The sequence below is a fragment of the Pseudokineococcus sp. 1T1Z-3 genome, assembly GCF_037482365.1.
Classification (GTDB): Bacteria; Actinomycetota; Actinomycetes; order Actinomycetales; family Quadrisphaeraceae; genus Pseudokineococcus.
Map to the genome: position 1 here is coordinate 1 of NZ_JBBHZF010000004.1, position 22,201 is coordinate 22,201.

The window sequence follows — 22,201 nt, forward strand, 5'->3', positions numbered from 1 at the left end:
GGTCGGCGGTGAAGACGCCGTCGACATCGGTGTAGATCTCGCACACGTCGGCCTTCAGCGCCGCAGCGAGCGCGACGGCGGTGGTGTCCGAGCCGCCGCGCCCCANGTGGTCGCCGTATCATTAAAAAAAGCGAGCGCGACGGCGGTGGTGTCCGAGCCGCCGCGCCCCAGCGTGGTGATGTCCTTGGACGTCTGGCTGACGCCCTGGAAGCCCGCGACGATCGCGACGTGCCCCTCCTCCAGGGCGCTGCGGATGCGCCCGGGAGTCACGTCGATGATGCGCGCCCGCCCGTGCACGGCGTCGGTGATGACGCCGGCCTGGGACCCGGTGAAGGAGCGCGCCTCCAGGCCGACGTTGGCGATGGCCATGGCCAGCAGCGCCATCGAGATGCGCTCGCCGGAGGTCAGCAGCATGTCGAGCTCTCGGGCGGGCGGCAGCGGGGAGACCTGGCGGGCCAGGTCGAGCAGCTCGTCGGTGGAGTCGCCCATGGCCGAGACCACGACGCAGACGTCGTCGCCGCGCCGCCTCGTCTCGGCGATCCGGCGCGCCACGCGCTTGACGCCCTCGGCGTCCGCGACGGAGCTGCCGCCGTACTTCTGCACCACGAGAGCCACGAGCGGGCAGTGTATTCGTCGGCCCGGCGCGCCCTCGGGGCGTCCAGGTGGTGGGAGGGCGTGAGGTCCCAGGCCCGGGCACCGTGGGGACGACGCGCCGGAACGACCCCGGGAGGCGGTGGTCGAGCCCTACCGTCTGCGCAGAGGAGACAGGTACGGGGACAGGGGCGGCGTGGGGGAGACGGCATGAGCGCGACGGCAGGGACGGTGGCGGCGGTCCGCGGCAGCCGGCCGGGGGCAGGGCTGGTCGCGCGCGGCGTGCGCCGCTCCTTCCGCGGCGTGCTCGCGGTCGAGCACGCCGACCTGGAGGTCCCCGCCGGCTCGGTGACCGCGCTCGTCGGGCCGAACGGGGCGGGCAAGACGACGCTGCTGCTCGTCCTCGCCGGTCTGCTCGCCCCTGACCGCGGCACCGTGCTCCTGGACGGCGTCGACCTCACCGCCGACCCCGTGGCCGCCCGCGCCCGCACCGGCTGGATGCCGGACGCCCTCGGGTCGTGGGACTCCCTCACGGCCCGCGAGCTGCTGCGCGCCATGGCCGACGCCCACCGCCTGCCCCGCGCCCCGGGGGCGCGAGCGCGTCGAGGAGCTGCTGGCCCTGGTCCACCTCGACGACCTCGCCGACGCGCGCGCGCACGTCCTCTCCCGCGGCCAGAAGCAGCGCCTCGGGCTCGCCCGGGCGCTCGTGCACTCCCCCGCCGTCCTGCTGCTCGACGAGCCCGCCTCCGGGCTGGACCCCCGCTCGCGCGTGGAGCTGCGCGACACCCTGCGCGGGCTCGCCCGCGAGGGCGTCGCCGTCCTCGTCTCCTCCCACGTGCTCTCCGAGCTCGACGAGCTGGCCGACCGGGCCGTGCTCGTCACCGGCGGGCGGACCGTCGAGGTGCTCGAGGACGTCGGCGGCACCAGCGCCACCTCCGGCCCGGCACGCGCGTCGCGGCCGTGGCGGGTGCGCGCCCTGGACCCCGAGCAGCTGCTGCGGGCGCTGGCCGACCGTGGCCTGGCCGCCCGCACCGGCCCCGGCGGGGTGGACGTCGTCCTCGACGGGGAGGACACCGCGGCCCGGCTGCTTGCCGGCCTGGTGGCCGACGGCGTCCCCGTCGTCGCCTTCGCCCCCGCCACGGGCCTGCTGGAGCAGGCCTACCTCGACCTGGACGAGAGGAGCCGGCGGTGAGCGCGGCGACCGACCTGGACCCGGGCGCACCGGGACCCGACCAGCCAGCGCCGCGCCGACGCCGCGCCGACCTGCGGGTCAGCGTCCGAGGCGTGCGGACGGTCGCTGCGATGGAGCTGCGCCAGCGGCTGCGCGCCACCCGGTGGGTGGTCGTGCTCGTCGTCTGGGTGGCGGTCGTCCTCGGCGTCAGCGTCCTGGTGCGCGTGGCGGCCGCCGCCGCCGGCGACCTCGACGAGCTCGGCTCGCTGCTCTTCTCGGCGGTCGCCTTCCTCGTCCTCGGCATGGGCCTGCTCGTCGTGCCGGCGCTGACCGCCACGAGCATCAACGGCGACCGCACCGACGGCGTCCTCGCGCCGCTGCAGGTGACGCTGCTCAGCCCGCTCGACGTCGTCCTCGGCAAGCTCGTGACCGCGTGGCTGTGCGCGCTCGTGCTGCTGGCCGCGGCCGCGCCGGTGCTGCTGTGGGCGGTGGTCGTCGGCGGGGAGAGCCTGCTGCGCGGGCTCGTGGTGCTCGTCGTCCTGGCGGCGGTGCTGGCCGCCGTGTGCGCGCTCGGGCTCGGCTGGTCGGCGCTCGTCGCCCGTCCGGTCGCCTCGGCCCTGCTCACCTACGTCACCGTCGCGGTGCTGACCCTGCTCGCGCCGCTGCTCTTCGGCCTCACCGCGCCGCTCGTCCAGGAGGACGCCGAGGTGGTCGTGCGCGAGCCCACGGAGTACACCGCCGCGGGCGCGCCGGCCGACTGCGTCGAGGCCACACGGACCCAGCCCGTCTTCCGCACCGACCGCACGTGGTGGCTGCTGGCCGCCAGCCCCTTCGTCGTCCTCGCCGACGCGACGCCGCGGCCCGCCGACACGACGACGGTCGCGGGCGTGGAGCGCTTCGACCCCCTCGCCGAGATCCGCAGCGGCGTGCGGTCCGCGCGCCAGGGACCGGATCTTGAGCAAGACTGGTGCGCGACGCCGACGGCGCAGCAGCTGCTGGCCGAGCAGGAGGAGGCGGACGCCGCCGGTGCGGTGTGGCCGTGGGGGCTCGGTGGGCTTGCGCTCCTGGGCCTGGGGGCCGGGGCTGTGGCGGCCCGACGGCTGCACGTGCCCTACGGCGAGCTGCCGCGGGGCACCCGGGTCGCGTGAGCGGCGCGGACGTCTCGGGCAGGCCACGGGTCTGCGGCCGGGCCGCCGGCGGAGGGGCTGGCCGGGTGCCGCCCGCTCCCCCGGCTCAGCCCCGCTGTCCCGCCTGCCGAGGGCGTGGGCGAGCACTGACGCCGACCGGGGGGAGAGGGACGAGGTGGACACGAGGGACCCCTCGACGAGCCTGAGGGCACGCTCGCCGGCAGACCTGCACGTGCTGGCGGCGGCGGGGATGTTCTCCCTGGCCCTCCTGCTCGTGGTCGCGGCGTCCTTCGTCCCGGGACTGCTGGACGACCGCGGCGGGCTCCTGCCCGTCTGCTTCGCGGGTGGCTGCCTGCTCGTCCTGTGGATGGTCGTGCGCGGCACCACCTCTCGCTCGGTGGGGCCGCTGGCCTTCGCGCTGCTGCTGGCGGGCAGCGGCCTCGTCGCCTCCTTCGAGGACCCCGTGAGCGGCGCCATCGCCGCGGCGTGGGTGCTGGTGCTCCCCATGTACCTGGGCCCCCGCATGTCCCCCCGCCTGCAGCTCGCCTACTTCGTCACCTGCGTCCTGTCGGCCTGCGCCCTGGTCGCCGCGCTGCCCGCCCAGCCGCTCCCGGACGTCGGCACCGCCGTCGTCACCCTCCGTGTGGTCCTCGTGGGATGCCTCCTGACCTTCCCCCTCCTCTACCTCCGCAGCCTCCTGCGCCGGCTCGACGACGCCCTCGTGCGCGCCCGCGACCTCGCCGGGACGGACGCGCTCACCGGGCTGCTCAACCGCCGGGGCCTGGACGTCGGCTTCTCCCTGCTCACCGCCCGGCGCGGGGACCCGCACGATCGGCTCGCGGTGCTCGCCCTCGACCTCGACCACTTCAAGCGCGTCAACGACGCCCACGGCCACGCCGAGGGCGACGACGCCCTCGTCACCGTCACCCGCGCGGTCCTGGCCGGCTGCAGGCCGGGCGACCTCGTGGCCCGGATCGGCGGGGAGGAGCTGTGCGTGGTGACCGTGGTGGGGGGCGAGGACGACGCACGGGCGCGGGCGGAGGAGCTGCGGGAGCAGGTCCGCTCCGCGGGGCGCACCTGGGGGCTGACGACCAGCGTGGGGATCGCCCTCGCCTCCGGGCGCGGCGCCGCTGGCCAGGGCCCTCAGGACGATAGCCAGGGCGGACGGCTGCTGGCCGGGCTGCTGGCGGCGGCCGACCAGCGCCTGTACGAGGCCAAGGAGGCCGGGCGCGACCGGGTCCGCGGGCCAGGGGCCGCGGCGACGCCCAGGGCACCGGACCGGGACGTGGCGGCGCGGCACGACGTGCCGGCCCCCGCGCGGCCGGCTGCTGCACCGGGGCGGCGGCACGTCGTCGACGCGACCGCGGACCGCGAGCGCCGGGCCTGACCGTCGTCGGGCAGACCGGAGAGGCTGCTCGGACGCCGGCGGCCGGCGAGGTCCGCGCCCTCGGCGGTCAGACGTCGAGGAGGCGGCGGCCCTCGAAGGCCCGCCCGAGCGTGACCTCGTCGGCGTACTCCAGGTCTCCTCCCACGGGCAGGCCGGACGCGAGCCGGGTGATCCGCAGGCCCATCGGCTTGCAGAGGCGGGCGAGGTAGGTCGCCGTCGCCTCGCCCTCGAGGTTCGGGTCGGTCGCGAGGATGAGCTCGGTGATCTCCCCGGGCGCCAGCCGCGTCATCAGCTCGCGGACGCGCAGGTCGTCCGGGCCGACGCCCTCGATGGGGCTGATGGCCCCGCCCAGCACGTGGTAGCGGCCGCGGAACTCGCGCGTGCGCTCGATGGCGACGACGTCCTTCGGCTCCTCGACGACGCACACGACGCTCGCGTCGCGGCGCTCGTCCTGGCAGATCCGGCACCGCTCGGCCTCGGCGACGTTGCCGCAGACGGCGCAGAAGCGCACGCGCCGCTTGACCTCGGTGAGGGCGTCAGCCAGGCGCTGGACGTCCTCGGCGTCCGAGGCCAGCAGGTGGAAGGCGATGCGCTGGGCGCTCTTGGGCCCGACGCCGGGCAGGCGCCCGAGCTCCTCCACCAGGTCCTGGACCGCTCCTTCGTACACGCCGCGAGACTACGCGCGGGCGACCACCGCCCTGGTGCGGCGCGCCACCCCGCTGCCGGGGCGAGCGCGGGGGCGACGACCAGACGCCGGCCGCTCAGCCGCCGTCGATGACGCGGCCGCCGAGCACCTGCTCCACGAGCCGGGTGCCGAACATCCCGTCGTCCTCGGCGTCGGCGTCGTCACGGCTCGGGAGGTCGTCGGGCTCCGGCGCCACCGCGGAGGGCGGCTCCGACGACGACGGCCCCGCGGCGGGCGCCGGCGTCCCCGCCGGGCCGGAGCGCCGGCGCGAGGCCGCCGCGGCGGCGCGGGCTGCCGCAGCGCCCGTGAGCGCTGCCGCCGCCCCCGGCGCGGCACTGGCCGGCTGCCCCGTCGGCGACGTCGCCAGCGGCACCCGCGGGCTCTCCCCGGCCGCTGACGGCAGGCGTGCAGGCTCGGGCCACGCCTCGTCGGCCGCGACGTCGCGGTCGGCGACGGGCGGACCACCGGCGCCTGCGGGGACGTCGGCCGCCGAGACGTCATGGGCAGAGGGCACGTCCGGGGCAGAGGTCCGGGCAGGAGCAGAGGGCTGGGCGGGCGCTGAGGTCTGCGACAGCGCACCGGCCCTGTCGTCGGCTGGCGGTGACGTCTCGTCGGGCGTCCCGCCGGCGGCGGGCGGTGGGTCCTCGACGTCGACGCTGCTGGTGCCCCCGGCTGCCGCGGCGGGACCGTCGGCGACCGCCGGGATGTCGGCGTCGGGCGCGTCCTGCGGGACGGCGGGGACGTCACCGACGTCGTCGACCGGTGCCCGCTGGACCGACGGAGCCCCGGCCTCGGTCCGGACCTGCGACCGGGCATGGCCGTCGGCGCCCTGGCCAGGCGAGGTGTGGTCCGTCGGCGTGCGCGCGTCGGACGGCCCGTCGGCGGCGCGCCGGGACGATGCCTGCGCCAGGTCCTGCCGGGCGGGCCTCGGGCCGGCGTCGGCGTGGGTGTCGCCGTCGTCGGGGGACGCGGCGAGGGTGCGCGGCGCCCCCGCGGCCCCCCGGTCGGCGCCGCCGCCGGCGCGCGCTCCGTCGTCGCTCCCGGCGCCGGCCCCGGCGTGGTGACCGCTCCGGCGGGGCTCGTGGTCCTCGGGCTCCGGCGGCTCGTCGTCGTCGGGTGGCTCGCTGGGTGGCAGGTCGTCCCAGTCCGCGGGGGGCGACGGGGCGGGGCGGCCCGGGCGGGCCTCCTGGGCCCGCCGTCCGCCCGCGGCTCGACCCGCCGGCCGTGGGCCGCGACCCTGCGCGCGCCCCCGCGACGTCGGGCGGCCGGCCTCGGGACTGCCGTCGTCCGCCGCGCCGGCCGGCTGGTGCGGGGCAGCGGCACCAGCCGGGGCACCAGCGGGGGCACCGGCCGAGGCGGGCGCGCCGGGGGGCTGCGACGCCTCAGGCGCTCGCGCGGGCTCGCGGGCGTCCGGCCCGGACGAGCGGGACGGGCCCCTGCGGCGGCCGGCACCTGGTCGGGCCGGTTCGGGCCAGTCGTCCTCGGCCGCCGCCTCCGGCGCGGGCGCCGGCCCGCTCGGCGTCGCCGCTCCGGGGCCGCTCGAGCCACGACGCCCCGCCCCGCCCACCGCCCTGCTCGCCGACCCCCGTGGGTCCTCGCCACGCCCGCCGCTCGGGCCGGGCGCGCCACCCCGCGGGGCGGCGCTGGCCCGTCCGCCGCCTGCTGCCGCAGCCCCCGCCCCGCCGGCCGGCTCGCCGTCCACGACGGGGACCACGGGCAGGTCGAGCCCCAGCACGTCGACGAGGGCCCGCCGGACGACGTCCGGCCCGGGCCCGCCCGAGAAGGCACCGGCCAGCCCGCCGGAGGGGAAGGAGAGCTGCACGGCGCCGTCGGCGACGCGGTGGACGCTGGCGTGCACGCTGACGAGCGACCACGTGGCGCGCCGCAGCTCGCCGACCCGGGCGAGCACGTCCTGCCACATCCGCCGGACGGTGTCGACGTCCCCGCCCGCGGGGACGTCGACCGCGACCTCGCGCTCGCCGGGGTCCGCGGCCGGGCCCGCCGCGCCGGGCGACACCTGCGCCGACGGCGCCGCGGCGCCGTCCCGCGCGCCGCCACCAGACCCCTGGCGGTCGACGACCGGGGCGGCCGCGGCCGGCTCGCGCTTCTCCACCGGGTCGCTGGCCGGCGGGCTGGTCGGCTCGGACGACGTCTCCGGCGCTACCCCCTGCGGCCCCGGCGCAGGAGCGGAGGTAGGGGCAGGGGCAGGGGCAGGGGCAGGGGCAGGGGCGCGCCCGCCGGTCGGCCCCGTGACGGGGACGCCGAGCCGGCGCTCCAGCCGGTCGAGCCGCGCCCCGAGCCCGCGGTCGCCCACGTCGGCCACGGGCAGCAGCAGCCGGGCGCACAGCAGCTCCAGGTGCAGGCGCGGGGAGGTCGCCCCGACCATCTCCGTCAGCGCGGCGTTCGTGACGTCGGCGGCCCGGCTCAGCTCGGCCGCGCCCAGCAGCTCGGCCTGCCCGCGCATCCGCTGGAGCTGGTCCTCCGGCACGCTGCGCAGCACCGAGCGGGCGCCCTCGCCGACGGCCCGGACGACGACGAGGTCGCGCAGCCGCTCCAGCAGGTCCTCGACGAAGCGTCGCGGGTCGTGCCCGGAGCCGATGACCCGGTCGACCACCCGAAACACCGCACCGCCGTCGCCGGCCGCGAGGGCGTCGACGACGTCGTCGAGCAGGCTCGCGTGGGTGTACCCGAGCAGGGAGATCGCGCGCTCGTAGTCCACGCCGCCCTCGTCCGCCCCCGCGACGAGCTGGTCGAGCACGGACAACGAGTCCCGGACCGAGCCACCGCCCGCGCGCACGACGAGCGGCAGCACCCCCTTGCCGACGCCGACGCCCTCGCTGGCGCAGATCTGCTCGAGGTAGCCCAGCAGCGCCTCGGGCGGCACGAGGTGGAAGGGGTAGTGGTGGGTGCGCGAGCGGATGGTGCCGAGCACCTTGTCGGGCTCCGTCGTCGCGAAGACGAACATCACGTGCTCGGGCGGCTCCTCGACGAGCTTGAGCAGCGCGTTGAAGCCCTGCGGGCTCACCATGTGCGCCTCGTCGACGACGAAGACCTTGTAGCGGTCGCGCGCCGGCGCGAAGGTCGCGCGCTCGCGCAGCTCGCGGGCGTCGTCGACGCCGCCGTGGCTGGCGGCGTCGATCTCGACGACGTCGAGGCTGCCCGGCCCGCCGCGCGCCAGCTCGACGCAGCTGGGGCAGACGCCGCACGGGGAGTCCGTGGGCCCGCTGGCCTGCCCGTCCGGCCCCGAGCAGTTGAGGCAGCGCGCCAGGATCCGCGCCGACGTCGTCTTGCCGCAGCCGCGCGGGCCCGAGAACAGGTAGGCGTGGTTGACCCGGCCGGTGCGCAGCGCCTGCCTCAGCGGGGCCGTGACGTGCTCCTGCCCGATGACGTCGGCGAAGCTCTCCGGCCGGTATCGGCGGTACAGCGCGAGCGTCGGTCCGGCCACGCCCGCGACAGTAACGGCGGCCCCCGACAGCCGGCCGCGCTCGTCCACGGGCGCCGGCGGGCAGCACCGCTCGCACCTCCGCAGCCGGTGGCGCCGGGGTCGCCGCTGGCCGTCGGGGGTCACGGGCACCATGAGGGCCGTGAGTGACGACGGCCCCGGCGCCCGCGACGAGGGCACCTCCGCCGCAGGCGCGCCCACCGGCCCCCGCCTCGGCCTGCGCTCGCTGCTGCCCTACCTGCACGGCCACCGCGGCGCGCTGGTCGTCGTGGCGCTCGTCTCCCTCGTCGGCGCGGCCGCGACGCTCGCCCAGCCGCTGCTCGTGCAGCGCATCATCGCCGCGGTCTCCGCCGGCGCCCCGGTCGGCGGGCCGGTCGCCCTCGCGCTCGTCGTCCTCGTCGCCGGCGCCCTCCTCGACGGGGCCCAGCGCTTCCTGCTGCAGCGCACCGCCGAGGGCGTCGTCCTCGCGACCCGGCGCCGGCTCGTCGACCGGCTGCTGCGCCTGCCCGTCACCGAGTACGACACCCGCCGCACGGGCGACCTCATGTCCCGCGTCGGCGCCGACACGACGCTGCTGCGCGCCGTCGTCACCTCCGGGCTCGTCGAGGTGGTGAGCAGCGCGCTCGTCGCCGTCGGCGCGGTCGTGGCGATGGCGCTCGTCGACGCCGTCCTGCTGGCCGTGACGCTCGCCGGCGTCGTCGTCGGCGGGCTGGCCGGCGTCGTGCTCGCGCGCCAGGTGCGCGGCCTGTCGCTCACCGCCCAGACGCGCGTCGGGGAGATGAGCGCCGCCGTCGAGCGGTCCCTGTCGGCCGTGCGGACCATCCGTGCCAGCGGCGCGACCGACCGCGAGGTGGCCGCCGTCGGCGACAGCGCCCGGGCCGCCCGCGACGCCGGGGTGCGGGCCGCCTTCGTCGGGGCGGCCGTCTCCCCCGTCGTCGTCGTCGGGGTGCAGGGCTCGCTGCTGGCCGTGCTCGCCGTCGGCGGCGCGCGCGTCGCGAGCGGCGCGCTGACCGTCGGCGACCTCGTCGCCTTCGTGCTCTACCTCTTCCTCCTCGTCGTGCCGCTCGCCTCGACGCTGCAGGCCTACACGCTGCTGCAGCAGGGCCTCGGCGCGCTCACCCGGATCGAGGAGGTCATGGCCCTGCCGGCCGAGGACGACGCCGACCGGGCACCGGCCCGGACGAAGCCCCGGCCCCGCGCCCACGAGGCCGCCCCGGCGCCGCCGCTCCTGGAGCTGCGCGGGGTCTCCTTCGCCTACCCCGGCGGCGCACCCGTGCTCGACGGCGTCGACCTCGCCCTCGCCCGCGGCACCCGCACGGCGCTGGTCGGCCCCTCGGGCGCGGGCAAGTCGACGCTGCTCTCGCTCGTCGAGCGCTTCCACGACGTCACCGCCGGGTCGCTGCGCCTGGACGACGTCGACGTCCGCGAGCTGCCGCGCGCCACCGTCCGCGCCCGCCTCGGCTACGTCGAGCAGGACGCGCCCGTCCTGGCCGGGAGCGTCGCCGACAACCTCCGCCTGGCGGCGCCGGACGCGACGGAGGCGGAGCTGCACGCCGTCCTCGCGGCCGTCGAGCTGACCGCCGTCGTCGCCCGCTCGGCCGACGGCCTGGAGGCGCAGGTCGGCGAGGGCGGGGTCACGCTCTCCGGCGGCGAGCGCCAGCGCCTGGCCATCGCCCGCTCGCTGCTGGCCCGCCCCGAGCTGCTCCTGCTCGACGAGCCGACGGCCAGCCTCGACGCCCGCACCGAGGGCGCTCTGCGTCGGGCCCTGGACGCCGCAGCCCGGGAGAGCACGCTGCTCGTGGTCGCGCACCGGCTGTCGACCGTCGTGGACTCCGACCAGATCGTCGTGCTGGAGGCCGGCCGCGTCATGGGCACCGGCACGCACGAGGAGCTGCTGGAGAGCACGCCGCTCTACCGCGAGCTCGCCAGCGCCCAGCTGCTCGTCGCGCGGTGACGAGCACGCCGGCCCGTCTGGACGACGAAGGCCCCGCCCGAGGGCGGGGCCTTCGAGGCCTCGAGCGGCCTGCGCGGAGGATGGGGGATTCGAACCCCCGAGGGTCTCCCCAACACGCTTTCCAAGCGTGCGCCATAGGCCACTAGGCGAATCCTCCGCGTCCGAGGGTAGCCCAGACGCCGACCCGCCCGCGCCGGCCGCCGCGCCTGCCAGGAGCGCTCGACGGGCCGGCCGGCGGGCTGGCGAGAGCCCCCCGGCCGTCCCCTACAGTGGACGGCGACCCCTCGCGTGGCGTCACCCTGCTGAACTCCCCCAGGGCCGGAAGGCAGCAAGGGCAGGTGGGCTCTGACGGGTGCGCGGGGGGTCCTTCTCTCCCCGCCCCGCACCGGTGACGCCTCTGGCGCCCCCCACGCGGCGCCGCCGGAGGACCCGCCGCGCGACCTGCGGCCCGTCGTCGGACCCCCGTGGCACCGTCTGCGGCATGGCTCCCACCCGCGCCGAGCAGGCGCTCTCCCCGGCCCCCGCACGGTCCCTCACGGGTCACCTCGCCCTGGCCGCCCGGGTCCTGGACGACCTCGACTGCGCCGTCTGCGGCCGCGACGTCCCGCACGAGCTCGTCGAGTGCCTCGACGGCCACGGCGAGGACTGCCCCGACCGCGTGTGCACCGACTGCGGCAGCGTCCTCGTCGTCGGCTCCGCGCCGCTGCTGCAGCGCTCTGCGTGAGCATGCCGGGGTCGCGGCGCCGCGCACCCTAGGCTGCCCCGGTGATCTTCCGGGCCATGGGTGACGGGCGCCCCTGCCCCGAGCGCGGCCACGCGAGCGGACGTGGCTGGTCGGCGCGGTCGCCGCGGCAGGTCTGCCTCGACGTCCTCGTGACGACGCGACGCACGCCCGACCTCGACGCGCTGCTCGCCGCCGAGCTGGAGGGCTGATGGCCGACGACCGCCCCGAGGAGCCTCACGCCGTCCCCGCGGACGACGCCGCCGTCGTCCGCGCCGCCGAGCGGCGTCGTCGGCGCAAGCACGCCCGTCAGAGCGCCGTCTTCGGAGCGCTCTTCCTCCTCGTGCTGGGCATCGGCATCGGGGCGGCCGGCGTCAACCGCGGGTGGTGGGCAGGGCCCTTCGCCGTGGGCGAGGACGCGGCGCCCTCCCCCACGTCGACCCCCTGCCCGACGACCGAGGTCGTGCCGGTGGATGCCGGCGGCGTCGAGGTCTCGGTGCTCAACTCGACCACCCGCGGCGGCCTGGCCGGCGGTGTCGCCGAGGAGCTGGGGGCTCGCGGGCTGCAGGTGCAGGCGGTGGCCAACGCCCCCGACGACCAGCCCTTCGGCGGCACCGCGCAGATCCGCTTCGGCCCGGAGGGGCAGCGGTCCGCGCAGGGCCTGGCCAGCATCGTCCCCGGGGCCGAGCTGGCCCGCGACGACGCCCGCGGCGGGCCCGGCGTCGACCTCGTCCTCGGCGAGGCCTTCGACACCCTCGAGCCGGCGGACACCCCGCTCACCGCGACCGTCGAGCCCGACCCGGCGACGTTCCCGGAGGGGTGCGTCCCCGCCGCGGAGCCGGCGCCGGGACCCGGCACCGAGCCCACCCCTTCGCCGCAGCCGTGAGCACTCCGGGCCTGGGCGGCCGGGACGACGAGGCGACGCCGTCATCGCCCGGGCGGGCCAGGGACCTGGTCCGCGGGCGCCGTCGCCCGCCCCGCACGCCCGACCCGGGCGGACGCCGCCACCACATGGGTGACGTCCCCGAGCGGATGCCGGTGCTGCGGCCCGACGGCACCGCCGGGACGACGCGCACGTCCGTCGTCCAGCTGACCGCCGCGACGGTGCGGCGCCTGAAGGACCTGGAGGCCGAGCTGGACGCCGAGATGCGCACCATGGCCGCCGACGGGCGGTACGAGGAGGCAGCGTGGGCCCGCGACGAGCTCGCCGCCGCCCGGGACGAGCTGGCCCGGCGGCGGGAGCGGGAGGCGGGCGAGCAGGGGTAGGTCGACGCCTCCGCCGTCAGCACCTCGCCACCGGTCGTGGGCGCGCCGAGATGGAGGTCCTGGTCGCCCCCGTCGCCGTCACCGCCACCACGAGCGCCATCTCGAGGCCGCCTCACCGGTGCGCGGTGGTCAGCGCACGCGTCAGCACGCCCAGCGCCGCGGCCAGCTCTGGGCGCCGCGGCGCGGCCCACCCGACGACGACGCCGGCCGTGCCACCTCTCGCCGGCGCGTCGACGCAGGACTCCGCCAGGCCGCTGACGAGCACGCCGCGCTCCTGCGCCGCGACGACGACGCGCTCCTCGGCCGCCCGCGAGACCAGCGGGACGACGAGGTGGGCGCCCGCGGCGTCCCCCACCGGCTCGAGGCCCGCCCGCAGCACCGCCGCCCGGACGAGGTCGCGCCGGGCACCGAGCTCGCGGCGCAGCCGGCGCAGGTGCCGGGAGAGGTCCCCGCTCTCGGCCATCGCCGCGAGCACCCGCTGGCCGGCGCGCGGCGGGCGCGTGCCCGTCACCGTCCGCCGCTCGAGGACGGCGTCGCGCACCGCCGGCGGGCACACCATCCACCCGGCGCCGAGCGTCGGGCTCACCGTCTTCGACGTCGTCCCGAGGTGGACGACGACGTCGGGCGCCAGCGCCGCGAGCAGGGGCAGCGGGGCGACGTCGTAGCGCAGCTCGCCGTCGTAGTCGTCCTCCAGGACCAGGAAGCCCTCGGCGCGCGCGCGACCCACGAGCCGTGCCCGCCGCGCCGCCGGCAGCCGGCCGCCGAGCGGGAACTGGTGCGCCGGCGTGCAGAGCACCGCCGCGACGCCCGCGGGGACGGCGTCGACGACCAGTCCGTCGGCGTCCACGGGCACCGCCGCGACGTCGCAGCCGGCCGCGCGCAGCGCCCCGGTCGAGCGCCGGTAGCCCGGGTCCTCGACGGCGACGCGCGCCCCGGGAGGCAGCGTCGCGGCCACCTCGGCCACGGCGACGGACGTGCCCGACGTCGCCAGCACGTCGGCAGGGTCGGCCGGCAGGCCCCGGTGGCGCAGCAGGTGGGTGACGACGGCGGCCCGGAACGCCGGGTCGCCGAGCGGGTCGGCACCGACGTCGGGCGGGCGGTCCCCGGCGGCACGCCAGGCCCGACGCCAGGCCGCGGTCTCGAGCACCTCCAGGCAGGGCGTCCCCGCCCGCAGGTCGACGGCCGACGGGGGGCGCGGCCCCGGCGACGCCGGGGCCGCAGCCGCCGCCCCGGCCCGCCGCGGCGCACCGACCGGGACGTCGACGACGAAGGTGCCGACCCCGCGCCGCCCCTGCACCCAGCCCTCGGCGAGCAGCTGGTCGTAGGCGGCTGCGGTGACGGTGCGGCTGACCCGCAGCAGCGCGGCCAGCTCGCGCGTGGACGGCAGCCGGTCGCCCGCCGCCAGGACCCCGCTCGAGGCGGCGTCGCGCAGCCCGGCGGCCACCTGCACCGGCAAGGGCGTCGCCGACGCCCGGTCGAGGACGAGCGGGGGGACCTCCACGCAGACCTCCGGGACGAGTGGCCTGCCAGAACGGTGCGGCCGTGGCCCTTCAAGCATGCCACCGGACCCGTGACAGTCGACCCGTGAGCACCCTCTCCCCCACCGCCCGCTCGACCGTCCGCCGTGGCGCAGCCCGCGCCCGCACCGACCGCGGCGACCTCTACGCCGTCCTGGACGCCGGGCTCGTCGGCCACCTCGGCGTCGTCGTCGACGGCACGCCGCGCGTGCTGCCCACGGGCTACGGCCGCGTCGACGACGTCCTGTACCTGCACGGCTCCACGGGCGCCCGGTCGCTGCGGGAGTCGGGCGGGGCGCCGGTCTGCTTCACCGTGACCCTGCTCGACGGCGTCGTGTACGCCCGCTCGGCGATGCACCACTCGATGAACTACCGGTGCGCCGTCGTCCACGGCGAGGCCCGCGTCGTCATGGACCCGGCCGAGCGGGAGGTGGGGCTCGTCGCGCTCATGGAGCAGCTCGCGCCCGGCTCGTGGGACGCCGTCCGCCGCCCCGACCGGCGCGAGCTCGCGGCCACCGCCGTCCTCGCGCTCGACCTCGCCGAGGCGAGCGTCAAGGTCCGCACCGGCCCGCCGGCCGACGACGAGCGTGACCGCCGGCCCGACGCCCGCCGGGTGTGGGCCGGGGTCCTGCCCGTCGTGACGACGTACGGCACTCCTCGGCCCTGCCCCGAGCTGCCGGACGGCGTCGAGGTGCCCGCGCACGTGCGCGACCGCCCGCAGCCCGCACCCGCCGGGTGAGCGCCCGAGGTCGCCGTCAGCGCCCTCACGCGCGCGGGCTCCGCTCCTTGCGGAGCGGCACCACGGTCGGGGTCCCGGTCACGGGGTCGGGCACGACGACGCAGCGCAGCCCGAAGACGTCGCCCACGACCTCCTCGGTGACGACCTCCTCGGGCGGCCCCTGCGCGACCACCTCCCCGTCCCGCATCGCGACGAGGTGGGTCGCGTACCGCGCGGCGTGGTTGAGGTCGTGCAGCACCGCCACGAGCGTGCGGCCCTCGTGGTGGAGGTCGGTGAAGAGCTCCATCAGCTCGATCTGGTAGGCGATGTCGAGGTAGGTCGTCGGCTCGTCGAGCAGCAGCAGCCCGGTCTCCTGGGCCAGCACCATGGCCACCCAGACGCGCTGGCGCTGCCCGCCGGACAGCTCGTCGACCAGCCGGCCGGACAGGTCGGTGACCCCCGTGCAGTCCATGGCCTCGGCGACGGCTCGCTCGTCGTCGTCGCTCCAGCGCCGCAGGACGCCCTGGTGGGGGTACCTGCCGCGGGCCACGAGGTCGGCGACCGTGATGCCGTCGGGGGCGAGCGAGGACTGCGGCAGCAGCCCCAGCCGCCGGGCGACCTCCCGGGCCCGGTAGGTGCCGATGGCCTTGCCGTCCAGCAGCACCTCGCCGGCCTTCGGCGCGAGCAGCCGCGAGAGCGACCGCAGCAACGTCGACTTGCCGCAGGCGTTGGGCCCGACGACCACCGTGAAGGAGCCGGGCGGGATCTCCACGGTCAGGCCCTCGGAGATCGTGACGCCGTCGTAGCCGATGGTCGCGTCGCGGACGACGAGGCGGGCCTCGCCCGTGCCCTCGGGGCCCTCCTGGCCGGCCGGGGGGTCGGTGGTCGGGCGCCTCACAAGCGTCGCCTCGCCTCGCGGACGAGGAGCCACACCAGGTAGGCACCGCCGACGACGACGGTGACGACGCCGACGGGCAGCGTCGTCGGCAGGACGTGCTGGGCGACGAGGTCTGCCGCGAGGAGGACGAGCGCGCCGACGGCGGCCGCCCCGACCAGCGTGGTGCCCGCGGTCCTCATGACCCGCCGGGCGATCTGCGGCGCGGCGAGCGCGACGAAGGCGATGGGCCCGGCGGCGGCGGTCACGGCCGCCACGAGGGCCACCCCGGCGACCACGAGGACGAGCCGGGCCGGCTCGGCGTGCACGCCCGTGGCGCGGGCGGCGTCGTCCCCGAGCTCGAGCTGGCGCAGGTCGCCGGACCGGGACGCGACGACGACGAGCAGCACGAGGACGGTCGCGCCCCCGACGAGCACCTGGCTCCACCCGGTCGAGCTGAGGGTCCCGGCCCCCCAGGTGGCCGCGCTGAGGGCGACCTCGAGGTCGGCCCGCAGGAGCAGGAAGGTGTTGAGGCTGCCGAGCATGGCCGAGACGCCGATGCCCACGACGACGAGCCGGAAGCCCGCGACCCCTCGGCGGTAGGCGAGCAGGTACACCGCCGCCGCGGTGAGGACGCCGCCGACGAGCGCGCCGCCGGCCACCAGCGCGTAGCCGCCGCCGACGGTGACGACGACGAGCAGGGCGCCGGTGTAGGAGCCCGCCGCGAAGCCGATGACGTCCGGGCTGGCCAGGGGGTTGCGGGTCAGGGACTGGAAGATGCCACCCGAGACGCCGAGCGCGGCGCCGAAGACCACCGCGGCCAGCACCCGCGGCAGACGCCACTCGACGACGACGAGCCGCGTCAGGTCCTCCCCGCCGCCGAGCAGCGCCGAGAGCACCTGCACCGGCGGGAGGTCGACGTCGCCGACCCCGAGGCCGACGACCGCCAGCGCCAGCGTGAGGCCGCCGAGGGTGGCGGTGACGAGGAGCGTCCGCACCGGGACCCGGGCCTGCAGCCGCCCGGCTCGCACCCGCAGGACGCGGTGCCCGGGGTCGACGCGGGGGCGGTCGGGCGTGCGTCCTCGGTGCTCGCCGACCGGCGGGGCGGCGTGCTCGCGGACGGCGCTCACAGCCCGCTCGCCCGGTGCCGTCGGACGAGGAGGACCAGCACGGGTGCTCCGACGAAGGCGGTGACGATGCCGACCGGCACCTCGCCCGGGCTCATGAGCACGCGGCCGAGGACGTCGGAGCCGAGGAGCAGGACGGGGGCGAGGACGAGGACGTAGGCGAGGATCCAGCGCTGGTCGGGCCCCACGACCCACCGGGCGACGTGCGGCACCATGAGGCCGACGAAGGAGATCGGGCCGGCCAGCGCCGTCGCACCCCCGGCGAGCAGGGTCACGGCGAGGACGACGCCCACGCGCGTGACGGCGACGGGCGCCCCCACGGCAGCGGCCAGGTCCTCCCCGAGGGCGATGGCGTCGAGCGGGCGGGCGGCGAGCAGCGCGACCACCACGCCGACGGCCAGGTACGGCAGGACGCCGAGCAGCAGGTCGAGGTCCCGGCCCACGAGCGAGCCGGCGTTCCACGCCCGCAGCTGGTCGAAGGCCCGGGGGTCGAGCAGCACCAGGCCCGTCGTGACGCCCTGCAGCACGGCCCCCAGTGCGACCCCCGCGAGGACCAGGCGCACCGGGTCGGCGCCGCCGCGGCCCGTGGACCCGATGAGGTAGACCGCCACCGTCACCGCCAGGGCGCCGCCGAAGGCGAACCACACCGAGGCCTCGACCCGGGTGACCCCGAAGACGGCGACGCCGAGGGCGACGGCGAAGGCCGCGCCGGCGTTGACGCCGAGGAGGCCGGGCTCCGCCAGCGGGTTGCGGGTCAGCGCCTGGACCAGCGCACCGGCCGCCCCGAGGGCGAGGCCGACGGCCAGCCCGACCACGGTGCGGGGCACGCGCAGCTGCCACACGACGACGTGGTCGTCGACCGACGGGTCGTAGGAGAAGAGCGCGTCGAGCACCACCGGCACCGGGATCTGCCGCGACCCCACGGCGATGCTGGCCAGCACGGCGACGACCAGCACGGCCAGGGCCACGAGCAGGCCAGCTCCGCGCCGGGCGTTGGAGGCGGCGACACCCCCTCGCGCGGTCCTCGACGTGGGGGCGGACGTCGCCGACGCCTCAGCCACGCGCGGTGTCCGGGCGCCGGCCGGAGGAGCTGGAGGGCGTCGGCACGAGGTCCTCCGGGGCGTCGACGGCGCGGCGTCCCGCGCGAGCAGGTGAGCCTGACCTTACCCCCGCCGTCCGGCGCGGCGAGGGGCGACGACGTCCGAGGCGGCGCTCAGGCGCGCACGCGGCGCCGTCCGCGCACCTCGAGCGCGACGGCGGCGACCATGGCGACGACGGCGAGCGCGCCGACGACGCCGAGGACCTGCAGGTAGGCGCCGAGGACGTCGCTGCCGCGCGCGTCGAGGACGAGGTAGGCCAGGTAGGCCGCGTACCCCAGCAGCAGCAGGAGACCGTCGCGCCGGGACAGCCGGTTCGCGGCGAAGGCGAGCACCATGAGCACGACGACGACGGCGATCATGACCGGCAGGTCGACCCGGACCGAGCTCGCCTCGACGGGGACGCCGCCCGGGGTCAGCAGGCCGGTGGTGCCGAGGACGGTGCCGATGTTGAAGAGGTTGCTGCCGACGACGTTGCCGATGGCGAGGTCGGTGTGCCCCCGCGCGACGGCGACGACGGACGTCGCGAGCTCGGGCAGCGACGTCCCGATGGCCACCACGGTGAGGCCGACGACGAGGTCGCTGACGCCGAGGTCGGCGGCGATCGCGCTGGCCGAGAAGACGAGCGCCTGCGCCCCGCCGACGAGCATCCCGACCCCGACGGCGACGAGCACGGCGTCGCGGACGAGCGTGAAGGCCTTCGAGCGGCTGCCGTCGCCCGGTGCGGTCTCCTCCTCGCCGCCACCGCTCGCCGCGCGCGAGGCCACGACGGAGTAGACGACGTAGGCGACGAGCAGGACGAGCAGGAGCCCGCCCTCCCACCGGCTCACCGTGCCGTCGAGGGTGAGCACCCACGTCAGCACGCTGAGCGCGACGACGACGGGCAGGTCGACGCGCATCGTCGAGCGGCCGACGACGAGGGGGGCGATGAGCGCCGCCGCCCCGAGGACGAGCAGCACGTTGGCGATGTTGCTGCCCACGACGTTGCCGACGGCGAGGCCGGGGGCGCCGTCGAGCGTCGCCGTCAGCGTGACGGACAGCTCGGGGGCGCTGGTGGCCGCCGCGACCACGGTCAGGCCGATGACGAGCGGCGAGAGCCCGAAGGCCCGGGCCAGGCCCCCGGCCCCGCGGACGAGAGCCTCCCCGCCGACGACGAGCAGGACCAGGCCGAGGACGAGCAGCAGGACGAGCACGCGGCGATCCTGCCGGTCGGGAGGTCCCGGCGCGCTGCTGGACCGGCGACGCGGCACGCGCTGGGTGCGCCCGCCGCGCCCGGCCCAGCGCCTTGTCCCCGGCCCGGGACGACGAAACCCCCGCCGGGCGTGCGCCCGACGGGGGTCCCGACGTCATCGACGTGGCGGTGGCGGTGGGATTTGAACCCACGGAGGAGTTGCCCCCTCACGCGCTTTCGAGGCGCGCTCCTTAGGCCGCTCGGACACGCCACCGCCGCGCACAGTACCGGCGGGCCCGGGGAGGTCCCAAACCGGCTGCAGGCCGTGCGACGTCGCCCGGCCGGTGTCGGCCTCAGCGCGGCAGCGCCTCGGCGAGCGCCGGCAGCGCGCGCTCGACGGCGGCGGTGAACGTGCGGAACGGCGTCGCGACGACGGGCGGGCCCGTGCGCCGGGTCGAGCGCCTCCACGTCCCGACGGCCTGGCCACCGGCCACGACGGTCGGGGCGAACACGCCGTTGCCGCCGGGGACGACGAGCCGCTCGTCCTCGCGGGAGAGCGTCGCGGTGCGGTCGGCGTAGCCGAGCACCATCTCGTCGAAGCCCGGCAGCAGCCGCGGGCGCCGGGCGTGGGCACGGGCGGCGGCCAGGCGCTCGGGCGTGGCCGGGTCCAGGAGCAGCTCGACGCCGTCGCACCCGACCACCTCCAGCGCCGGGCGGGCGAGGGCGACGCCGGTGCGCACCTCCCCCAGGGGGAGCCCGCACCACCGCGCGAGGTCGGCGACCGACGCCGGGCCGTGGCTCCTCAGGTAGCGCAGCGCGAGCTCGCCGAGGGCCTCCTCGCGCTCGAGGGTGCGCGGGCGCGGCACCCACTCCGCCAGGAGCACGAGGCGCTGATCGTCCGAGGCCCGGGTCGTCGACGGCAGGTCCGCGGGGGCGTCGACGGGTGGCCCCCAGCAGACGTCGCCGGTCTGGGCCAGGGAGAAGAGCAGGTGGTAGGCGCGGCCGCCGGGCCCGTCGAGCACCCCGGCCTCGGTGAGCGCGGCCACGGCCGCCTCACGGGTGAGCGCCCGGCCGCCCTCCAGCGCGCCGACGAGCACCTGCCGGCCGCGGTCCAGGGTGGCGTCGTCGAGCCCGAGCTCACGGCGGCGGGCGGCGGCGCCCCGGAGGGTCCGCTCCGCCGTGAGCGCCAGCAGCCACCCGAGGTCCTCGGCCGGCACGAGGTGCAGCGTCCCGCGCATCGGCCAGGAGCGGACGACCTCCCCCGCAGCCATCGCGTCCCGCACGACGTCGAGCGCCCCGGTGCCCGCGAGCCCGGCCCGCAGCGCCGTCGCGACGAGCGCACCGCGCAGGTCCTGGCCCTGCAGCGCCAGCAGGTGCCGGACGACGTCGACCGGGCCGGCCTCCGGGGGCCCGGCGAGCCGCTGCGCGGCCAGGCGCAGCAACGAGACCTCCTTCGCGCTGACCTGCACCGCCGTCACGCTGCTCTCCTACCGCAGCTGGCCCGCCGCGGTCCAGACGTCCGGCCGCTGCACCCTCACCCCGTCCGGTGCGCGGCGAAGAAGGTCCGCAGCAGCGCCCCGCACTCCTCCTCGCGGACCCCGCCCACGACCTCGACGCGGTGCGGCAGCCGCCGGTCCCGCACGACGTCGAGCACCGAGCCCGTCGCGCCCGCCTTCGGGTCCCAGGCCCCCAGCACGAGCCGCTCGACGCGCGCCAGCAGCAGCGCGCCGGCGCACATGGCGCACGGCTCCAGCGTGACGACGAGGGTGCAGCCCGCGAGGCGCCACGACCCCGCCCGACGGGCGGCGGCGCGCAGGGCGAGCACCTCGGCGTGCGCCGTCGGGTCACCGTCCGCCTCGCGCCGGTTGGTGCCCTCGCCCAGGACGGCCCCGTCGGGCCCGAGCACGACGGCGCCCACCGGCACGTCGCCCGGCGGCGTGCGCCGGGCGACGTCGAGGGCCAGCCCAACCAGCGCGTCCAGGTGCGCGGGCGAGCCCGGTGGTGGGACCGGTGGCGCGGCCCGGCTTGTCAGCGCAGCGCCTCGAGCAGCTCGTCGAAGCCGCAGCCGGCACCGATCTGCGCCAGGGCCGTGTCGGGGTCCTCGAGGGTGTCCTCGGTGATCTCGATGAGGCGCGAGCGGGCGACGCCGAGGTCCGCGAGCAGGTCGGGGTCACCGGCCCACGCGGCCAGCCCCGGGGTCTGCTGGTCGGGCTCGTCCTCCTCGTCGTCGGCCGGGGCCGGGGCGGCGGCGGCCGCCTGGGCGACCGGGCCCTGCGTGCTGCCGGCCGGGTCGGTCACCTCGACGGGCGCCTCCTCCGGCTCGTCGCCCAGCTCGGTCTCCGTCTCGGCGGCCGGCGCCACGAGGTCGCCGTAGTGGCTGCGCTGGGACGCCGCGAGGTCGGAGACGAAGAGCCGGACGTCCTCGTCGACGTCCTCCTCGGCCGCGAGGTCGTCGCCGTCCAGGCGCGCGACGGCGAACCACTCGTCCTCGTGCTCGATGACGGCGAGCGCGCTGCCGCCGCCCGGGGCCACCCCGCGGAGCACGTCGGCGAGGTCGTCGAGGTCGGTGACGTCCTCGATGTCGACGTCGTGGGCGCGCCAGGCGCCCTGCTCGCAGGTGATGACGGCAGTGAAGTAGGACATGGGGTCAGATGGTGGCCTACGGCCTAGGGTCGACGCCATGCGCCTGCACGTCGCCGAGCACCCGCTCGTCGCCCACAAGCTGACGGTGCTGCGCGACCGGGGCACCGACTCCCCGACGTTCCGCCAGCTCGCCGACGAGCTGGTCATGCTGCTGGCCTACGAGGCGACCCGCGACGTCCGCACCGTCGAGGTCGAGGTCACCACGCCGGTGGCGCCGACGACCGGGACGGCGCTCGCGGCGCCCAAGCCGCTCGTCGTCCCCATCCTGCGGGCGGGCCTGGGCATGCTCGACGGCATGACCCGGCTGCTGCCGACCGCGGAGGTCGGCTTCCTGGGGATGGTCCGCGACGAGGAGACCCTGCAGGCGACGACGTACGCCAACCGGCTGCCCGACGACCTCTCCGGCCGCCAGTGCTACCTGCTCGACCCGATGCTCGCGACGGGCGGCACCCTCGCGGCCGCGGTCGCCTACCTCTTCGAGCGCGGAGCGGACGACGTCACCGCGATCTGCCTGCTGACGGCCCCCGAGGGCCTGGAGGCCCTGCGCGCGTCGGTCGGCGACGACGACCGCGTCCGTGTCGTCACCGCCGCCGTCGACGAGCGCCTCGACGAGCACGGCTACATCGTCCCGGGCCTCGGCGACGCCGGCGACCGCCTCTACGGCGTCGTCTGACCGCTCGCGCCGCTGCGCCCCTCCCCGGCACGTCGAC

20 protein-coding genes, 2 tRNA genes, 1 other RNA gene and 2 pseudogenes are annotated in these 22,201 nt (G+C 77.8%); 12 read left to right on the plus strand and 13 right to left on the minus strand.

Features of this window, described 5'->3' with window-relative positions; all coding sequences use genetic code 11:
• Positions 1-615, minus strand: a pseudogene (locus WDV86_RS01985) (amino acid kinase family protein); the annotation flags it as partial.
• Positions 616-801: 186 nt separating this feature from the next.
• Here WDV86_RS01985 and WDV86_RS16165 point away from each other — a divergent pair.
• The 4 genes and pseudogenes from WDV86_RS16165 to WDV86_RS02000 all read left to right on the plus strand — a co-directional run.
• Positions 802-1,092 (plus strand): annotated as a pseudogene (locus tag WDV86_RS16165) (ATP-binding cassette domain-containing protein); the annotation flags it as partial.
• A 118-nt stretch (positions 1,093-1,210) separates the two neighbouring features.
• On the plus strand, positions 1,211-1,783 hold the full coding sequence (locus WDV86_RS01990; protein WP_445262907.1) for an ATP-binding cassette domain-containing protein: 573 nt from the start codon (positions 1,211-1,213) through the stop codon (positions 1,781-1,783).
• Positions 1,780-2,910, plus strand: coding sequence for a hypothetical protein (locus WDV86_RS01995; RefSeq protein WP_339565921.1), 1,131 nt, complete (start codon positions 1,780-1,782; stop codon positions 2,908-2,910). Before WDV86_RS01990 ends, WDV86_RS01995 begins: the two co-directional genes overlap by 4 nt.
• Before the next feature lie 154 nt (positions 2,911-3,064).
• Positions 3,065-4,276, plus strand: a complete 1,212-nt coding sequence (locus WDV86_RS02000) for a GGDEF domain-containing protein (protein WP_339565922.1) — start codon at positions 3,065-3,067, stop codon at positions 4,274-4,276.
• Positions 4,277-4,343: 67 nt separating this feature from the next.
• On the opposite strand, the gene recR is transcribed toward WDV86_RS02000, so the two are convergent.
• Together recR and WDV86_RS02010 are read right to left on the minus strand one after the other, a co-directional pair.
• The gene (gene recR, locus WDV86_RS02005; protein WP_339565923.1) at positions 4,344-4,943 is read right to left on the minus strand and encodes a recombination mediator RecR; all 600 of its coding nucleotides are present in this window, start codon (positions 4,941-4,943) and stop codon (positions 4,344-4,346) included.
• Between the two features lie 94 nt (positions 4,944-5,037).
• Complete coding sequence (locus tag WDV86_RS02010; RefSeq protein ID WP_339565924.1) at positions 5,038-8,406, minus strand: DNA polymerase III subunit gamma and tau; 3,369 nt, start codon at positions 8,404-8,406, stop codon at positions 5,038-5,040.
• Positions 8,407-8,536: 130 nt separating this feature from the next.
• Between WDV86_RS02010 and WDV86_RS02015 the strand changes: the two genes are divergently transcribed.
• Positions 8,537-10,357, plus strand: a complete 1,821-nt coding sequence (locus WDV86_RS02015) for an ABC transporter ATP-binding protein (RefSeq protein ID WP_445262904.1) — start codon at positions 8,537-8,539, stop codon at positions 10,355-10,357.
• Between the two features lie 74 nt (positions 10,358-10,431).
• Here the strand turns inward: WDV86_RS02015 and WDV86_RS02020 are convergent.
• Positions 10,432-10,514: transfer RNA gene (locus tag WDV86_RS02020), tRNA-Ser, on the minus strand.
• Positions 10,515-10,632: 118 nt separating this feature from the next.
• Between WDV86_RS02020 and ffs the strand changes: the two genes are divergently transcribed.
• The 5 genes from ffs to WDV86_RS02045 all read left to right on the plus strand — a co-directional run bounded on the left by ffs (position 10,633) and on the right by WDV86_RS02045 (position 12,344).
• Positions 10,633-10,729: signal recognition particle sRNA small type (ffs, locus tag WDV86_RS02025), an RNA gene on the plus strand.
• A gap of 109 nt (positions 10,730-10,838) precedes the next feature.
• On the plus strand, positions 10,839-11,081 hold the full coding sequence (locus tag WDV86_RS02030) for a hypothetical protein (RefSeq protein ID WP_339565926.1): 243 nt from the start codon (positions 10,839-10,841) through the stop codon (positions 11,079-11,081).
• Positions 11,082-11,122: 41 nt separating this feature from the next.
• The gene (locus WDV86_RS02035) at positions 11,123-11,290 is read left to right on the plus strand and encodes a hypothetical protein (protein WP_339565927.1); all 168 of its coding nucleotides are present in this window, start codon (positions 11,123-11,125) and stop codon (positions 11,288-11,290) included.
• Positions 11,290-11,964 (plus strand): LytR C-terminal domain-containing protein, encoded by a 675-nt coding sequence (locus WDV86_RS02040; RefSeq protein ID WP_339565928.1) that lies wholly within the window; start codon positions 11,290-11,292, stop codon positions 11,962-11,964. The genes WDV86_RS02035 and WDV86_RS02040 overlap by 1 nt, the downstream gene beginning before the upstream one ends.
• Complete coding sequence (locus WDV86_RS02045; protein WP_339565929.1) at positions 11,961-12,344, plus strand: hypothetical protein; 384 nt, start codon at positions 11,961-11,963, stop codon at positions 12,342-12,344. The genes WDV86_RS02040 and WDV86_RS02045 overlap by 4 nt, the downstream gene beginning before the upstream one ends.
• Before the next feature lie 112 nt (positions 12,345-12,456).
• On the opposite strand, the gene pdxR is transcribed toward WDV86_RS02045, so the two are convergent.
• Entirely contained in the window at positions 12,457-13,845 is a 1,389-nt protein-coding gene (gene pdxR / locus WDV86_RS02050) for a MocR-like pyridoxine biosynthesis transcription factor PdxR (RefSeq protein WP_339565930.1), read from the minus strand.
• 83 nt (positions 13,846-13,928) lie between these two features.
• Between pdxR and WDV86_RS02055 the strand changes: the two genes are divergently transcribed.
• Positions 13,929-14,600 (plus strand): pyridoxamine 5'-phosphate oxidase family protein, encoded by a 672-nt coding sequence (locus WDV86_RS02055; protein WP_339565931.1) that lies wholly within the window; start codon positions 13,929-13,931, stop codon positions 14,598-14,600.
• Positions 14,601-14,625: 25 nt separating this feature from the next.
• Here WDV86_RS02055 and WDV86_RS02060 read toward each other — a convergent pair whose 3' ends face one another.
• The 8 genes from WDV86_RS02060 to WDV86_RS02095 form a co-directional block, all read right to left on the minus strand.
• Positions 14,626-15,477, minus strand: coding sequence for an ABC transporter ATP-binding protein (locus WDV86_RS02060; RefSeq protein ID WP_339565932.1), 852 nt, complete (start codon positions 15,475-15,477; stop codon positions 14,626-14,628).
• On the minus strand, positions 15,474-16,583 hold the full coding sequence (locus WDV86_RS02065; RefSeq protein ID WP_339565933.1) for a FecCD family ABC transporter permease: 1,110 nt from the start codon (positions 16,581-16,583) through the stop codon (positions 15,474-15,476). The genes WDV86_RS02060 and WDV86_RS02065 overlap by 4 nt, the downstream gene beginning before the upstream one ends.
• On the minus strand, positions 16,580-17,641 hold the full coding sequence (locus WDV86_RS02070; protein WP_339565934.1) for an iron chelate uptake ABC transporter family permease subunit: 1,062 nt from the start codon (positions 17,639-17,641) through the stop codon (positions 16,580-16,582). The genes WDV86_RS02065 and WDV86_RS02070 overlap by 4 nt, the downstream gene beginning before the upstream one ends.
• A gap of 152 nt (positions 17,642-17,793) precedes the next feature.
• The gene (locus WDV86_RS02075) at positions 17,794-18,870 is read right to left on the minus strand and encodes a calcium/sodium antiporter (RefSeq protein WP_339565935.1); all 1,077 of its coding nucleotides are present in this window, start codon (positions 18,868-18,870) and stop codon (positions 17,794-17,796) included.
• A gap of 162 nt (positions 18,871-19,032) precedes the next feature.
• Positions 19,033-19,122, minus strand: a tRNA-Ser gene (locus WDV86_RS02080).
• 79 nt (positions 19,123-19,201) lie between these two features.
• Positions 19,202-20,326, minus strand: coding sequence for a winged helix DNA-binding domain-containing protein (locus WDV86_RS02085; protein ID WP_339565936.1), 1,125 nt, complete (start codon positions 20,324-20,326; stop codon positions 19,202-19,204).
• Positions 20,327-20,382: 56 nt separating this feature from the next.
• The gene (locus tag WDV86_RS02090) at positions 20,383-20,829 is read right to left on the minus strand and encodes a nucleoside deaminase (RefSeq protein ID WP_445262908.1); all 447 of its coding nucleotides are present in this window, start codon (positions 20,827-20,829) and stop codon (positions 20,383-20,385) included.
• Positions 20,830-20,876: 47 nt separating this feature from the next.
• Positions 20,877-21,491 (minus strand): tRNA adenosine deaminase-associated protein, encoded by a 615-nt coding sequence (locus WDV86_RS02095; protein WP_339565937.1) that lies wholly within the window; start codon positions 21,489-21,491, stop codon positions 20,877-20,879.
• Between the two features lie 37 nt (positions 21,492-21,528).
• Here WDV86_RS02095 and upp point away from each other — a divergent pair, with 37 nt between their 5' ends.
• A complete protein-coding gene (gene upp / locus WDV86_RS02100) occupies positions 21,529-22,164 on the plus strand; it encodes a uracil phosphoribosyltransferase (RefSeq protein WP_339565938.1) in 636 nt (211 codons plus the stop codon).
• Positions 22,165-22,201 lie beyond the last annotated feature (37 nt).